General features: G+C 34.4%; 18 protein-coding genes. 5 read left to right on the top strand and 13 right to left on the bottom strand.

Annotation, left to right across the window (positions count from 1 at the left end):
• Nucleotides 1-150 precede the first annotated feature (150 nt).
• The 8 genes from MKX49_RS16345 to MKX49_RS16380 all read right to left on the bottom strand — a co-directional run bounded on the left by MKX49_RS16345 (nt 151) and on the right by MKX49_RS16380 (nt 4923).
• Nucleotides 151-318 carry a hypothetical protein gene (locus MKX49_RS16345; protein ID WP_340877030.1) on the bottom strand — a complete coding sequence of 56 codons (168 nt, stop codon included), beginning with the start codon at nt 316-318 and terminating at the stop codon, nt 151-153.
• A 182-nt stretch (nt 319-500) separates the two neighbouring features.
• The gene (locus MKX49_RS16350; protein WP_053536483.1) at nt 501-845 is read right to left on the bottom strand and encodes a hypothetical protein; all 345 of its coding nucleotides are present in this window, start codon (nt 843-845) and stop codon (nt 501-503) included.
• A 300-nt stretch (nt 846-1145) separates the two neighbouring features.
• Nucleotides 1146-1391 (bottom strand): hypothetical protein, encoded by a 246-nt coding sequence (locus MKX49_RS16355; protein WP_340877031.1) that lies wholly within the window; start codon nt 1389-1391, stop codon nt 1146-1148.
• 158 nt (nt 1392-1549) lie between these two features.
• Nucleotides 1550-2044: a hypothetical protein gene (locus MKX49_RS16360; protein WP_340877033.1), complete on the bottom strand. Its 495-nt coding sequence runs from the start codon at nt 2042-2044 to the stop codon at nt 1550-1552.
• A 593-nt stretch (nt 2045-2637) separates the two neighbouring features.
• Complete coding sequence (locus MKX49_RS16365; RefSeq protein ID WP_340877035.1) at nt 2638-2901, bottom strand: CPCC family cysteine-rich protein; 264 nt, start codon at nt 2899-2901, stop codon at nt 2638-2640.
• A 75-nt stretch (nt 2902-2976) separates the two neighbouring features.
• Entirely contained in the window at nt 2977-3483 is a 507-nt protein-coding gene (locus MKX49_RS16370) for a DUF4367 domain-containing protein (protein WP_340877036.1), read from the bottom strand.
• Between the two features lie 85 nt (nt 3484-3568).
• Nucleotides 3569-3967 carry a hypothetical protein gene (locus MKX49_RS16375; protein ID WP_340877037.1) on the bottom strand — a complete coding sequence of 133 codons (399 nt, stop codon included), beginning with the start codon at nt 3965-3967 and terminating at the stop codon, nt 3569-3571.
• Between the two features lie 545 nt (nt 3968-4512).
• Entirely contained in the window at nt 4513-4923 is a 411-nt protein-coding gene (locus tag MKX49_RS16380; protein WP_340877038.1) for a DUF3888 domain-containing protein, read from the bottom strand.
• A 367-nt stretch (nt 4924-5290) separates the two neighbouring features.
• On the opposite strand from MKX49_RS16380, the gene MKX49_RS16385 reads away from it, so the two are divergent.
• The 5 genes from MKX49_RS16385 to merA all read left to right on the top strand — a co-directional run bounded on the left by MKX49_RS16385 (nt 5291) and on the right by merA (nt 9000).
• A complete protein-coding gene (locus MKX49_RS16385; protein WP_340877039.1) occupies nt 5291-5845 on the top strand; it encodes a recombinase family protein in 555 nt (184 codons plus the stop codon).
• 287 nt (nt 5846-6132) lie between these two features.
• Nucleotides 6133-6531 carry a mercury resistance transcriptional regulator MerR1 gene (gene merR1, locus MKX49_RS16390; protein WP_076315770.1) on the top strand — a complete coding sequence of 133 codons (399 nt, stop codon included), beginning with the start codon at nt 6133-6135 and terminating at the stop codon, nt 6529-6531.
• 14 nt (nt 6532-6545) lie between these two features.
• On the top strand, nt 6546-6815 hold the full coding sequence (locus tag MKX49_RS16395; protein WP_336866442.1) for a hypothetical protein: 270 nt from the start codon (nt 6546-6548) through the stop codon (nt 6813-6815).
• Nucleotides 6736-7344 carry a mercury resistance system substrate-binding protein MerP gene (gene merP, locus MKX49_RS16400; RefSeq protein WP_340877042.1) on the top strand — a complete coding sequence of 203 codons (609 nt, stop codon included), beginning with the start codon at nt 6736-6738 and terminating at the stop codon, nt 7342-7344. Before MKX49_RS16395 ends, merP begins: the two co-directional genes overlap by 80 nt.
• Nucleotides 7345-7359: 15 nt before the next feature.
• Nucleotides 7360-9000 carry a mercury(II) reductase gene (gene merA / locus MKX49_RS16405; protein ID WP_336866444.1) on the top strand — a complete coding sequence of 547 codons (1641 nt, stop codon included), beginning with the start codon at nt 7360-7362 and terminating at the stop codon, nt 8998-9000.
• A 487-nt stretch (nt 9001-9487) separates the two neighbouring features.
• On the opposite strand, the gene MKX49_RS16410 is transcribed toward merA, so the two are convergent.
• The 5 genes from MKX49_RS16410 to MKX49_RS16430 form a co-directional block, all read right to left on the bottom strand.
• Complete coding sequence (locus tag MKX49_RS16410) at nt 9488-9631, bottom strand: hypothetical protein (protein ID WP_340877044.1); 144 nt, start codon at nt 9629-9631, stop codon at nt 9488-9490.
• Nucleotides 9632-9772: 141 nt separating this feature from the next.
• Nucleotides 9773-10153 (bottom strand): DUF6262 family protein, encoded by a 381-nt coding sequence (locus MKX49_RS16415; protein ID WP_340877045.1) that lies wholly within the window; start codon nt 10151-10153, stop codon nt 9773-9775.
• A 69-nt stretch (nt 10154-10222) separates the two neighbouring features.
• The gene (locus MKX49_RS16420; protein WP_340877046.1) at nt 10223-11926 is read right to left on the bottom strand and encodes a tyrosine-type recombinase/integrase; all 1704 of its coding nucleotides are present in this window, start codon (nt 11924-11926) and stop codon (nt 10223-10225) included.
• A gap of 469 nt (nt 11927-12395) precedes the next feature.
• The gene (locus MKX49_RS16425; protein WP_340877047.1) at nt 12396-13109 is read right to left on the bottom strand and encodes a hypothetical protein; all 714 of its coding nucleotides are present in this window, start codon (nt 13107-13109) and stop codon (nt 12396-12398) included.
• Complete coding sequence (locus tag MKX49_RS16430) at nt 13109-14743, bottom strand: hypothetical protein (protein WP_340877048.1); 1635 nt, start codon at nt 14741-14743, stop codon at nt 13109-13111. Before MKX49_RS16430 ends, MKX49_RS16425 begins: the two co-directional genes overlap by 1 nt.
• Nucleotides 14744-14755 lie beyond the last annotated feature (12 nt).

A 14755-nucleotide genomic window follows, 5' to 3' on the forward strand; every position in this document is an offset into this window, starting at 1 on the left:
CTTTAATGTAGAATGAATATTTTGAAGGCAAATTAAAATAAATCCAAGCATAATAAATGTTACTAATTCCCCCGTAAATATAGAGATTATTGCTATTATTAAAGCATATAAACCATAAAGCCAACCTTGCATTTTTATATCACCACGCTGCTATTTTTTATTTTTTAATTTCCAAACTTCTTCTTCGAGATTATCTATTCTTTGTTGTAATGCTTTCTTCGGTTCTAAAACCCTTCTCCCCAATATTACGGAGAAGCCGGTAATAGCAATAATTCCCCCAGCAAAAGCCATAAACAATATTAAGGTAATATCAAACATAAAAACAACTCCTAATTAATTTAAGGTATGTTATTATTATCTACTTAAATTGAACAACAAAAGTTTCATTTTCCATCAACTAATCTGCCCCGATAGTTGCATAAATAAAGAGCTGCCTTAAAGACAGCTCCGATCTTCAGCTAACGCACCCGTTAGTTTAAGTACAATCCTTCACAAGGCTTTCAATCGACAATTGTAACTGGGTACCCATCTCTTATTCTTATAGCTCTAACTATGACTTCATAATCCTCCATGCCATGCTTTTGGGCGACTTGAGCCAAAGAATAGGCGAGTTCATTCCTCTTTTTTTCCTTTATGGGCACATGGACTTTAATCGTTTTGTTATTTGGATTGACTCCGAGCGATATAATATCATATTCATTAATTGCCTTATTGCTTTCTTCCATGAAAGCTCGGCTCTGTTCTTCCTTTTTCTGATTGTCTAAGTAATCATAGACTACAAAAAGTATATACGCAGCCATCAGCACACCTAACCCTAGAAAAACTCGTTTTTTTAATTTCTTCACTTTATATCTCCTTGTCCAAAATTTTGTCTCTTTTACATCCTTTTTAACTTTATCATATTTATCTATCTGTAGAACTATCTGGTATTTAGATGATTAAAAGCAACATAAAATAGGCTTCTATCTTATTAAACTAAACTGCCCCGTTAGTGCCATAAGACAAGAGCTGCCTTAAAGACAGCTCTTGTCTTATGCTAACGCCACCAGTGTCTGGTTTACATTTAACGAACTTATAGGAAGAAAACCACCAAAACTTTTGATTTCAGAGGTTTTCTTCATTTTTATTTTTGATTATGTAAAAGCCTATTTCTCATAAATAATAGGGACTAGTTCCATCCCCACCTTTTGGGCTGCGATATAGCGTCTGTAACCGTCCTTAAGGATCTTTGTATCCCTATTTATCGTAATGGGTTCATCTAAGCAGCCTGTCCATTTAACATGATTTAAGACTTGTTGTGTTTTTTCAACACTCGGATGCGAATTTAAAAACTCTTCCGTTATAACAATCTGAATTAGTAAAATAAACTCTTCTGTTTCATCTGGTTTCATTTTTATTTTCACCCCTATCTAAAGTCTAATATATTCTTTATTCACCTGTTATAAGAACAATTTAATCTGCTATTCTCGCTTTTATCGTCCGAAGGCTGCCGTTTGGCAACCTTCTTATAATGCTAATGCACCCGTTATTTTATTAAGGAAAACTTTATTTAACTAAACTCAAATTCATTTAATAATTCCTCTGAACCATCTACTTTAATAGTCGTAATTTTTTCATCCATTGTTTTACCGGTAAAATACCAAAAACGATTATTACCCTTTACTTCAATGATTTCTGCTTCATCATTTCCGACAAGGACCTTTGAAATTGAGGGGTCTGATATTGCCCCAGAATAAATGTATGGAGCTGTATCCATTACTGACCACTTTTGAGGTGTCTTCCATTCTGTACCTCTTGTTTTTCTCCATTCCCATTTCCTATCTATTTTCTCCATGTAAGCTATGTATATCTTTTTACTGTCTTCGGTAGTAAAGACAGCAAGAGCATTATTTTCATTTTCCATTTTTTGAATTAGCGAATATTTTCCTTTACCCTCCATTTCGTTCATTTTTGACTGAAAGAAACTATCGAAGGACTGGTCTTTTGAACACCCAAATAATATAAACATCAGTAAAATAAATAAACAATAAAATTTTTTATTCATTCTCATATTCCCCTTAATGAAGATAATCAAGTTAATTTTACCATAAAAAACCACTTAATTATTCAACTATCCTGCCCCTTTAGTTGCATAAAGAAAGAGCTGCCATAAAGACAGCTCTGATCTTCAGCTAAAGCACCCGTTAGTTGATTAAATTATGTAAAACACCTACGAAAATAAATACTGTGATCAAAATCGACCAGCCTACTTTTTTTGTTACAGATTTCTGAAGGAATTTGATTTTAGATAAAGTAAAATTAATGCACAAAACTAGAACTACAATATACAAATAATTAAGCCAATAAGAGTTACCCATTCTATCAAGATACGGACTAAGAAAGAGTATTACAATGAATATTGTAATACTGTAGGCAACATTTTCCCACTTCAATTTTTTAACCACCTTATGATTTATGTTTCATTGTCATCTCTATTATAAACGACTCACTTAATCAGCTATAAAGGATTTTTTCATCTTATCCCCTTCTAGTCTTTGTTCAACTAACCTGCCCCGTTAGTTCCATAAGAAGCTGCCTTAAAGACAGCTCCAAACTTCAGCTAACGCACTTGTTAGTTTAATAATTCCCTATGTAAACTCATAATGGTTTCCAATTAGGATCCTTTATATCTGATTTATTTGGAGGTCTGACATTTTCCAAAAATTCTTTTTCAGAAACTCCAAATTTGATAAAATTTTGTTGTGCTTCTTTTAAGGAAACATGATTTGCTCCACCATCCATATCAGGGTTATCATATTGGAAGTAGTCATCTTCCCAATAGCAGATTTTACAAATATCATGCGTTCCAGGAGGTTCTTCTCCTAAAGTTTTATATCCACAACAAGGACAAGTATATTTCATACAATCACCTCGACAATTTTTATGAATTTTACCATGATTCCTTGTTCAACTAAACTGCCCCGTTAGTTCTATAAATTATTTCATTGATCTTGCAACTTCCAACATTTTAGTCCTTGATACCCGTGAGCTCACCATTTCTACATAAGTTCCCTCTTGTATCCAACGAAGTAAACCACCAGTAACAATTTCTCCCTTTTTATCTAACTCACCACTATTACCCCATTCTACAAAAAAGCCCTTATGACCGTTTATATCTACCTGCTCTTCGTTTATGTGCATTTCTTTATTAGAAGATTCCTTACTTTGCTCAATACCAATTAGCAAATATTTATCGTCGCTATCCATATAGTGCAATCTAAAATTAGTTATTTTGTCTTTTTCATCCCAAGGGTATGTTTTTATTTCTAACGTCCAATCATTAGGAATATTGTGAGGAACAACTACTTTAAAATCAACTTTCTTCTTGATTTCAGAAATAGTTATACTTTCGTGATTATATTTGATTTCTTTAGCTTGAACTATTAGTGGAATGTTTTGAATTAGAATAAATACAACTAATAAACGTATAAAAAGCAATTTCAATTTTACTACCTCTTTCTTGTTTAGTTTTTACAAAGGTAGTTAAGCTTTCATAAAGACTGCTTTTTCACTAAAGTACCAATTGGAATTAATTATTTGGTTTCCTGTTATTAATAAACCACTCAATATCATGTTCTTTTAACCTATAGACAAGGTCGAAATAATTTTCTTCTGAAAGAGACCCTTTTTTTCTCCACTTCTGCATTTCTTTATAGTGTAAACTTATAAAATAGCCCTCCAAATCCCTTCTTGAAATACCCTGTTTTTTTGCCATTTCAGCAATAGAAAGACCCTCTTCCCAGTATTGCTCATATTCCTTTTGACTAACTTTTAGCAAATTATAGATTGGTTCATAATCATAGTGGATTTGATAAACTACTTTCCCTTCTTGTTCATGATTTTCTTCTGCTTGAACACTTTCTGAAAAGGTTATAAATACTGCACATAAAAGAAGTACTTTTTTCAAGGTTTCCTTCAACACCGACATAAAACCTCCCCCTTTATAATTAGTTCATGTTTATTGTGTGGGGTTCTATATATTTTATGTCTCTTATTTTAAAAAAGCTGAATAGCCTTATGTAACTAACCTGCCCCCTTAGTTCAATAAGGCTTATTGTAGAGCTGACACATATTGTGACGTAAAAAGAGTTATTTTACTATCTGGTTTTTTTTCTTGTTTTTATCCCGAAAATAAGAAATAAGTGCGTCAGCTATGGTAACCAAAATATAAAAAAACTCTAGGAATAGATTTAACAATTAATCAGCTCCTTTTAGGTTGATACTAGTTGTTTAATTATGGCTGATTTTTAATAAATCTTTATAAATAATTTTATGGATTTGAGGTTGTTATTATGAAGATTTGCAGTAGGGAATTTTGGGTTTAATGAACAGTTTGAATACACTACGCTTGATGAACTAACCTACCCCTTTAGTTCATTAAGCCAAAAAGGCCACCAAATGGCAGCCCCTGATCTCACTAAGTACACATTAGTTAAAGAAGAAAAAGCTGCCTTTAATAGCTGCTCTAAATTCTTATTGAGACAAATGTTTGTAATCTAATATTTCTATCTTAAAACCATGATTACATTTCAGTTGATTAAGCTTTTCACTGTCACAGGATGGTGATATTCTTAATTTAACTTGGTCTTCTAAGTAATCCAATGGTTCATTACGTTCGGAAGAGACTTGAATTTTTATATCGACATCGTAAGAATGATTTTCATTGTAACTTATGCCAACAATTCTTTGCCATTGCCAACTCAAATTACGTCCATACTCTTTTTCAATTTTCTTATCTAGAGTTGGAAACATAATATCTCCAAAAATATCCTCTGTTGTTCCATACCATCCTTCCACTTTTGAAACCGATTCTGCTTTAACTGCTTGCATAGGAGTAAAGGCAAATAGAAAAAATCCTAATAAGATTAAATATCGCTTAGCCATCAAGATTCACCTCATATTTCTGTTTACTCCTTATTCTTTAGCTAAACTCAATTGCTATACCTTAGTAAACTAACCTGCCCCGATAGTTTAAGTACATTTCTTCACAATCTTATAACAACCTAAACATAAATTTCCAATTTTTGTTTAGGTTGCTGAACAAAAGTAAAAAAGCAAACATTTCATAAATAAATTATTATTTGTCCCAAAACTCGTCCTTTTCTGAACACACCACTGTTCGATTTGAAAAGGACGTTTTTTATTGCCTTTATCGTAACAAAACTCTGTTCATTATTCTACGTTCAATAACCAACCGTTTTTTATCTATTTTACAATAAATATAAAGGGAAAATAAGAAAGAATGATTTGAGTGTTAATTGGATATGCACGTGTGTCGACGGGATTACAAAATTTAGATTTACAGATGGACTCTCTTATGCAAAATGGCTGTTCCAAAATTTTTCACGATAAAATGAGTGGGGCAAAAAGACAGCGTCCTGGTTTAGAGGAAGTACTTCAGTATGCACGTGAAGGCGATACGATTGTTGTTTGGCGATTGGATCGATTAGGACGCAATATGCAAGATTTAATTCAAATTGTGAATAGCTTAAATGAACGTGGTGTGGGCTTCCACAGTCTACAAGAAAATTTAACAATGGACAAAAGTAATGCCACAGGCCAATTGATGTTTCATCTATTTGCGGCATTTGCGGAATTTGAACGTAATTTAATTGAGGAACGTTTGGCTGCCGGAAGGGCTGCAGCTAGAGCACGCGGTCGTCTTGGAGGACGTCCTGAAAAATTTGGACCGAAAGATATTGAAGTGATGAAGTCACTAATTGAAAATGGTACACCGATTAAAGACGTCGCAGAAAAATGGGGTGTATCTCGAACAACGATTTATCGGTATTTAGAAAAACAGTAAAAATGAAGAAACCCAGCTAATCTCTTATGAAGGTAGTTGGGTTTTAAGTTGCATGTGCAAAATAGCACTTAAAATAAGTGCAAATTATCGTCAAAAGTGACACATTATTTTCTTACTATAGGAACATTCCCTTAAAGGTTCGTTATAGGGAAAATGGTTTATAAACATTTCTTTTGTTGTCTTTCTTATAAAACTAAGAAAGTCTTAAATTAATTAAAGTTAAAATAACACTTTTCTTGACCCTGTACTATGGTACAGGGTTTATATTATATATGAGGTGAAGTAAATTGGATTTTCGAGTTGGGGAAATCGCAAAGAAGTGTAACGTTAACAAAGAGACCATTAGATATTATGAACGTTTAGGCTTAATTCCAGAGCCTGATCGTACCGAAAAAGGATACCGAATGTATTCACAACAAACGGTCGATCGATTGAATTTCATAAAAAGGATGCAGGAACTTGGCTTTACCTTAAATGAAATTGACAAGTTGCTAGGGGTCGTCGATCGCGATGAAGCAAAGTGCCGTGATATGTATGATTTCACTGTTTTTAAGATAGAGGACATCCAGCGTAAAATTGAAGATCTCAAAAGAATTGAGAAAATGCTGATGGATCTTAAAGAAAGATGTCCCGAAAACAAAGACATTTACGAGTGCCCCATTATTGAAACATTAATGAAGAAATAAAGAGGTGAAACAGGTTGAAAAACACAATAAAAAGTTCAGGTTGGTTTCTTATCGCCCTAATCACATGCCCGTGCCATCTGTTTTTACTGCTTCCGTTGTTTGCAGGAACGATACTGGGTTCATACTTCATGGAATTTAAAAATGTTATTTTCATTATGATGACTCTGTTATTTGTTTATTCTCTTTTCAAGGGATGGAGAAAACTTGATCCAGAAACAAAAAACGAAACAAAGAAAGACACAACAACACATGATTGTTGCAGTATGGAGAGGTTTAAATCATGAAGGAAAAAGTGTCGCAAGTAGCCACTGTATTTTCGGCTTTTGTTATGGCTGCATGTTGCCTGGGGCCATTAATTTTCATTCCTCTTGGATTAACTGGGTTTGCAGGAGCATTAGCCTTTTACTCACTGAAATATCGGTTAATGTTCAGCATTGCTACCATCATCCTTCTTGCTTACTCCTTTTATATGGTTTACGGGAGAAAGAGAAAAAGAAAAAGTTCTGTCATTGGCTTTTGTTGGTGGTTAGTGCGTGTAGTAACGAAAAAGAAGCAAAAAATACTATAGATGCTAAGCAGGAAGCAAAAGCTACCATTGAAACAACTAAAGCAGGGACATTCACGGTTTTGGGGATGGATTGTTGCCCGCCATCTGTTGTAGAAAGGGTTCTGAAACAGGTAGATGGCGTTAGCAAAACAGCCATTAAAGTCAATGGAAGCATGAGCGAAGTAACAGTTTCCTTTGATGATAAGAAAACGGATTTACAGGCAATTAAGACGGCAGTTTTGGATTTCGGCCTTGGAGTCGAGTAATAGGAGGGATTTAACATGAAAAAATATCGAGTAAACGTTCAAGGAATGACTTGTACGGGTTGTGAAGAGCATGTAGCTGTTGCTCTTGAAAACATGGGTGCAAGAGGGATTGAAGTAGATTTCCGCCGTGGCGAAGCTGTATTTGAGCTACCCAATGGCTTAGAGGTTGAAACAGCGAAAAAAGCGATTGCTGAAGCGAAATATCAACCAGGAAAAACAGAAGAAATACAATCTCAAGAAATGATGCAGTTAGGTGATGAAGGTGATTATGACTACATCATCATCGGTTCTGGTGGGGCTGCCTTTTCATCTGCCATCGAAGCCGTGAAGTATGGAGCAAAAGTGGCAATCATTGAACGTGGTACAGTTGGTGGAACATGCGTGAACATCGGCTGTGTTCCTTCAAAGACTTTGCTGCGGGCTGGCGAAATCAATCATCTGGCAAAAAATAACCCATTCATCGGATTGCACACGTCAGCTGGCGACGTTGATTTGGCACCATTGATCAAGCAGAAAAATGAACTGGTGACCAACCTTCGAAACTCAAAATATGTGGATTTGATTGATGACTACGGCTTTGAATTAATCAAAGGCGAAGCGAAATTCGTGGATGAAAAAACAATTGAAGTCAATGGCATGCAGTTATCAGCAAAACGATTCTTAATCGCGACAGGTGCTTCACCAGCAGTGCCAAACATTCCTGGACTGGATGAGGTCGATTATTTAACAAGCACAACGCTTCTTGAATTAAAGAAGGTGCCTAAGCGTCTTACGGTCATAGGTTCTGGCTATATCGGCATGGAATTAGGACAACTCTTCCATAACCTAGGCTCAGAAGTCACATTGATGCAAAGAAGCCTGCGTCTGTTAAAGGAATACGATCCTGAAGTTTCAGAAGCAATCACGCAAGCATTGATAGATCAAGGGGTCAACTTAGTGACGGGAGCATCCTTTGAACGAATCGAAGAAGATGGAGACATTAAAAAGGTCCATGTTGAGGTCAACGGCAATAAGCGAATCATTGAGGCAGATCAATTACTGGTTGCCACAGGAAGAACACCAAACACGGCAACCTTGAATTTACAGAAAGCAGGCGTTGAAGTAGGCCCAAATGGTGAAATCGTAATCGATGTTTATTCAAAAACAACGAATTCACGCATCTATGCAGCAGGAGATGTCACGCTTGGTCCTCAATTTGTGTATGTGGCAGCTTATCAAGGTGGAGTTGCTGCAGGAAATGCTATCGGGGGACTAAACAAAAAGCTGAATTTAGAAGTGGTTCCAGGGGTTACGTTTACAGCTCCAGCTATTGCAACGGTTGGTTTAACGGAGCAACAGGCAAAAGAAAAAGGATATGAAGTGAAAACATCCGTCTTGCCTTTAGAAGCCGTTCCAAGAGCCTTGGTTAATCGGGAAACAACAGGCGTGTTTAAACTGGTGGCTGACGCGAAGACACTGAAAGTGTTAGGGGCTCATGTGGTGGCAGAAAATGCAGGAGACTTAATTTATGCAGCGACACTGGCTGTCAAATTCGGTTTAACCGTTGAGGATCTCCGAGAAACCATGGCTCCATATTTAACAATGGCAGAAGGATTGAAGCTAGCTGCTCTTACGTTTGATAAAGATGTATCAAAATTATCTTGTTGTGCAGGTTGATCACCTTTTTAGGAAGCCTTAATGTACGTATTCAGTTAAAGAAAGCTTTTATAAAAGACGATTCTTCTCTTAACATAGAGATAATCGTCTTTTATATTCCAAAAAATGTATCAACGTGGGTTTTATGTCAAAATGTTGGTGGTACCCCTTAAATAATTTATGCGATACTCTATTGTATAATGGCAGCCAATTTCAGCCCTTCTACGATTGTTAAAATGGAGCAAGAGTTTCAAGGAGGTCCTCAACAGTTAAATCGAATTTGACAGCTAATGTCATTTGCATCTATTATTAGTGGTTCTTTAATAATTATAATGGTGCTTGGTATTATGGGGATTGTAAATCTTCCTTATTGGGGTTGGATGATTGGCGCTTTTTTCCTTGGTTTTATTAGCTCTGGTGAGTCTGTCCCTTATGGTTTTATTTTACAGTCCGAGACACCTAAGCAAATTATGGGGAGAGTATCTGCTGTGACCACAATTTTCTATGCTTATTGCACCAGCTGTGGGATCTCTTCTTGCCACTTGGCTTGGAGTTTCAATCGTCTTGATGGGAGCAGGAGGGCAACCTGCTTTTGGGTGCCATTGTTTTCATCATTATTTTCAAAAGAATAAAGGTTCCAAATAATATTCAAGAAAAACACGTCCAAGCAAAAAAGTATAGTGAAACCATTTTGACACAATCCTTTTTCAAAATGGTTTCTTCTTATTGGCTGTAAAATTAATTGGGGGTTAGTTCCTTTTAGTTGTACTTTATTAACAAGATACAAATACGGTTATATCTTCTTATATATATCTGCATAAGCTACTTTTAACTGCCCTCTTAAATCTTTATTCTCTTGTTCTAATCTTTTGATTTTACGTTTCAATGAATCGATTAGAGCGTCTTTGTTATTTTCATTCATTTTTCGTTGAATCTGCTTTTTAGTAGGAACGGTCACCTGCTGCTGTCTTAAAGATTCAATCCTTTCACGAAGGACAAGATTGTTATAAAGGGTCGCTTTTGCAACTCCTGCCTCACTTGCCACACTGTTAAAATTAATGTTTTCATTTGCTCGAACAAGCCTTTGAATCGCTGCATCTACTTTTTTAGTGGTAGCTGTCCTACGTTCTTGATGGACTTGTTTTAAATGTGTTTGCAGGTTAAATTTAGGCATTAACTGACTCCTTCTTTCTATTTAGCCGATCTAAGCGACCAAAAATAAAATGCCCTTCTTCAATGGTGTTTAAATGTTTTGGTATCTTTCTAAGTTCTTTTTATTCTTTTCGGCTAATTCAGTCCTTCCACGGTCTTCTAAGATATCAATAGTCTTTGTCGCTGTCTTAATTAATAATTCGTATTTTTGTTTATCCAAATCAGAGAATCCAATCGCTAAATCTTTGCACGGACTTCCACCATTACATGTTAGGCATGGCGGTTCCTCTGAATAAGGACAATTACCGTTAATTCTTGCGTGACAGCTTCCGTATGGATTATCTATAGCGTTTAATTTATGATCCCGCCACAACATCTCAAGTAGATCTGAAGGTACTTCTTCGTCCGAATTAACCTGCTTCATTTCACCGTTAAAATCAAAACTAAACAATCCATTTTTCATGGCTTCTTCGAACACTTTACGCTTCGTACCATCTAACAATTTAGCATATCTGAGGGTCATTTCAGGTGAAGCATGTGCCAATAGTTCTTGAACTGTAAGAATATCAGCGCCACTATTTAACATCTTTACTGCATATGTGTGTCTAAATTGATGGATTTTAAAATGATAAATATTCCCCTTTTCATCGACTATCCTTCTTTCACTTGCAAGGTCGTTAAGTTTTTCGCTAACCCAACCATTCGAATAGGGACGTCCTTTTCTAACTCCTCTATACCTTACAAAAACAAACCGATTTGGGTTGTTTTCTTCATTGCTATATTTTTTTGATTTGTCTATTAACACGGCGAGAATATTCGCTAAATCTTCATCTATCGGTATAGAGTAATCTTGGACATTGGTTTTGGAAATGTCCGTTACAATTTGATAATTCCCATTAAGTTTTACTAGGCAATCATAATTAAGCCTTAAAGTATCAGATAATCGCAAGCCTGTTTTAAAAGATATCCATATTATGGGTTGAACATCTTCATGAAGATAGCTTAGATTGTCAAATAACTGCTCTAAGACATCATCTGGGATGTAGTTTACTTTGTCTGACCTTCTTTTATATTTTGGTTTATCTTCCGGGAAAATAAGTACTCTAATATCCTTTTCAGGTGCTAAATCTGAATAAACTTCTTGTAAACCCTGAAGATATTTTTTAACCAAGGATACCGCCTTTATGATATAGTGGCGTGAATTTGTGACTCTTTGATTATCCTTTAAGTCTTTGTTTAGTTGCTCAAGATATTTTTCAATATGATTTCTAGTTAACTTGGTCAAGTCATCCCAGTCAGGTTCCAGTGAGAAAATAAAATCTAAAAATGCGGGAATACAGTTCAAATAATTTCTGGCTGATCCCCATGTTAAATCATTTGACAATAAACGGCGTTTTAAATATTGTTTCGTTTCCTCACGAAATCTCATATTTTTAATCGCTGTAAAGTCCATTTTAGTATGACTGGCTGCCTGATTAAAATATACTCCATATTCTTTATTCAGATTTTTAGCTTCCCAAATGTCTTTTTCCCATTCATCTCGAAAGTCTATTAGTTTATTAAACTCAGTTAGAAGATTTAATAAGTACTTGGCCCGGGGAGACTTAACTTTATATCCATCCCGTTTGCTAATGTAAGAAGTCGATACTCCGTTTTTCTCTAACCAAGATAGCCACTCCCTGTTTGCCTTGTCAATATTCAAATCAGTGAGAGAGTTGAGATAGGGGTATTTTTCATTTACAAAACGGTTAAATAGTTGAATATTATTGGCTTGTCCAACAAACATAGTGTTCATGGTCCATTCATCCTGAAATATTTTTCTATACACGAAAAATTTAAGTTCTAAATTAATTAGCTCGCTTTTGAATGGAAAATAGATTGTTTTCCTATTGAAAGTAGGGTTTTCTAAATAAGATTTAAAATGATATTGTCCTAAAAAAAATTAATATGCCATGAATTCTCAATTAAAAAATATGGATTATTGACAATTACTTTTTGCACATTTTCATCCCCATCGATATTACGAACCACATAGGACGATAAGACTAAAATAACTTTTTAATTAACTTGGAACTTTAACTTTATTATTATTTTTAATTAGTTTTGAAATTATTGTTGCCGATGAAACATTGACTTTCACCAGTTTCTTATGAGCAACGTAATAACATTAACTGCTTGATGGTCATCATTCAGAAATTAAAAGGGCTGATTTGCATTCTTTCTGATATTTTATACTCCCTAGTAAATAAGAATTTTCGGGTTTATTATTGCTTGGGTTTCTTTTTCTTTAATCCCTTCCAATGATCTAAAAGTGAATTATTAGGAGGGAATTCTTCTTTCGTGGTCTCACTTTTTTTCAATATTTCTTTTTCAGAATTTAAAAAACCTCTTAAATTATCTAGTTGTTCCATCGATTGTTGATTTGCTTTATTAGCATTCGGAGAAATAATATTTTTCAGGCCATATTTTTCTTGTAAGGATTCAGATTTACTTAAATGTGCAATTTCTGTAATAAGGTCTTGAAATCTCTTTAAATCTTTTTCAAGTTGTTTTACTTTGTCTTTTAATTCTAGGCGTTTCGTTTCACTCTCAATAAATTTTTCAAGAATATTGTGATGCGATACTTCACATACTGATAACTTCTTAATTAGCATTTCCTTCTGATGATAAAACTTTTCAACAAGACCGGTATAATTAGGTATTTGAATAAATTCATAATCTTTTATATCTGTTTTATAAGTTTTAATATCCCAATTAGCATTAGCTCTGTCTAAAAAGACCCTACCATAGTCCCCCCAAGTAAACCGATCATAAGTATGTGGGAATTTTTCTGGATTAATTTTATTCATTTTAACAGTAAATTCAACCATATCTTTAATTCTGATTTTTTTATGTGGCGTATCTTGTCTATACAGGTAAACTAATTCTTGCAACCTTTGTTCCGTCTCGGGATTATTCCACTTTCCAGGTCTGCCCATTAAGTCCTCCCCGGTTGAATTTTTAAATTTAATTTACTCAGATCTTCAATAAGGCTATTTATCGTTAATGCTTCCCTTTTAAATTCTTCATTGATTTCAGGGGAATAATTGCCATTACGAGTGAACTCCATTTCGTTAAATAACCGTTCTAAAACAAAAGTACGTTGCTTTATTTTTGATAACATTTCATTACCAATAGATTCGAGATAATCAATATTCTCATCAATTTCTTTTTCTGGAATCCAGTTTTTTGTGCAATACACACAATTATCCGACTCACATTCCATATTTTCATCCGTACAATATCCTAACTCTACTTTATTACAGAAATCAAAATCATCTGGGTTTCGAAGGGATCTATTCCTAATATCTATCAACAATTGATAGGTGTTATCTCCAAACGTTACATCTTCATTAAAGCTATTTAAAACTGTGAGTTCGTACACTTTTGATTGAGCATAAGAGTCCAAGTGCTTTTGATAATGGAATTGTGCTTCAACTGTTTTATGACCTGCCAACCTAGCAATTGTTAACCTGTTGAACCCTTGCAACATTAGAGTACATATGGAGTGGTGTCTTGTATCATTTGGATTCATCATTACCATCTCATTAGGATTTAGGGTAAATACATTGTCTTCTTTTAATTTTTCTTTATATCGTTCCTTTTCTATAATTGTAATCTTTTCCCTGATACTAAGCTCTTGATAAAACTCTTTTAATAAAGTATTAAATGAATCTTTATTGAATCTTTTAGGATTTATAGTTTTTGCAAATACATCCTTATGGTTTCTAGATTTCCGGTAGGCAGGGTAAGAGAGAAGTGTGTGTGATTCCCCGTAGTCATTAGTCAGTTCAATATAGCTTGAAATTAAAGAATAGAGTTCTTCGTTTATTTCAATTTCATCTATAACTTGAAGTGCCTCGTGACCTTCATTCTTACTTCTAGGGAGCTTAATCTTAAATTTACCGTGTACTAAACAATTTCTACTTAGTGATAAGAATTCCCCAATTCTTAGAGGAATGACACTCGTTATCTTCCACCAGAGTAATATAGGAAAGAATTTGAATTGCTCCTCAGCACTCCATGCTTTCCAATAATAGTTAAGGTAATGTGAAAATAGCAAGATGTCTTTGTATGGTGGTAGGGTTCTTATTTTAGTAAATCTGCCGAACTTTTTCGAAATACTTTCCAGTTCATTATAAAATAATTCACTATTCTCAGCAGACGAGTAATCTAAAAAATTCATTGTTGCGTTTATCGCTTTGTATTTAAGCGATTCTGCAAATCCATTAATAATATCCTCAAGATTATCTAAATATTTCTCGTTAAGTGTCTCTGTTTTTTCTAAAAATGACTGAACCAAATATATTTTGTCCTTAACCGTATTGTTTTCCAACTTCGGGGCTAAACCTAATATCCAGCATTTAACCATTAATAAGACATTTCTATCAATAACATCTAAAAATCTAAGGTTTATATAACCTGTGCTATAAGACTTTTCCATCTTCCAAACATTTTCTTCAAAGTCTCCTGATACTATACGATTTTGTTCTACGAACATTTGATAAGTAAATATTGCATTATCTAATGTATCTTGAAGATTGTATGTGTCTTCAGATTCTATATCAAGCATGTCTTCTTCCAA

The organism is Peribacillus sp. FSL M8-0224 (assembly GCF_038003055.1).
Taxonomy (GTDB): Bacteria; Bacillota; Bacilli; order Bacillales; family DSM-1321; genus Peribacillus; species Peribacillus frigoritolerans.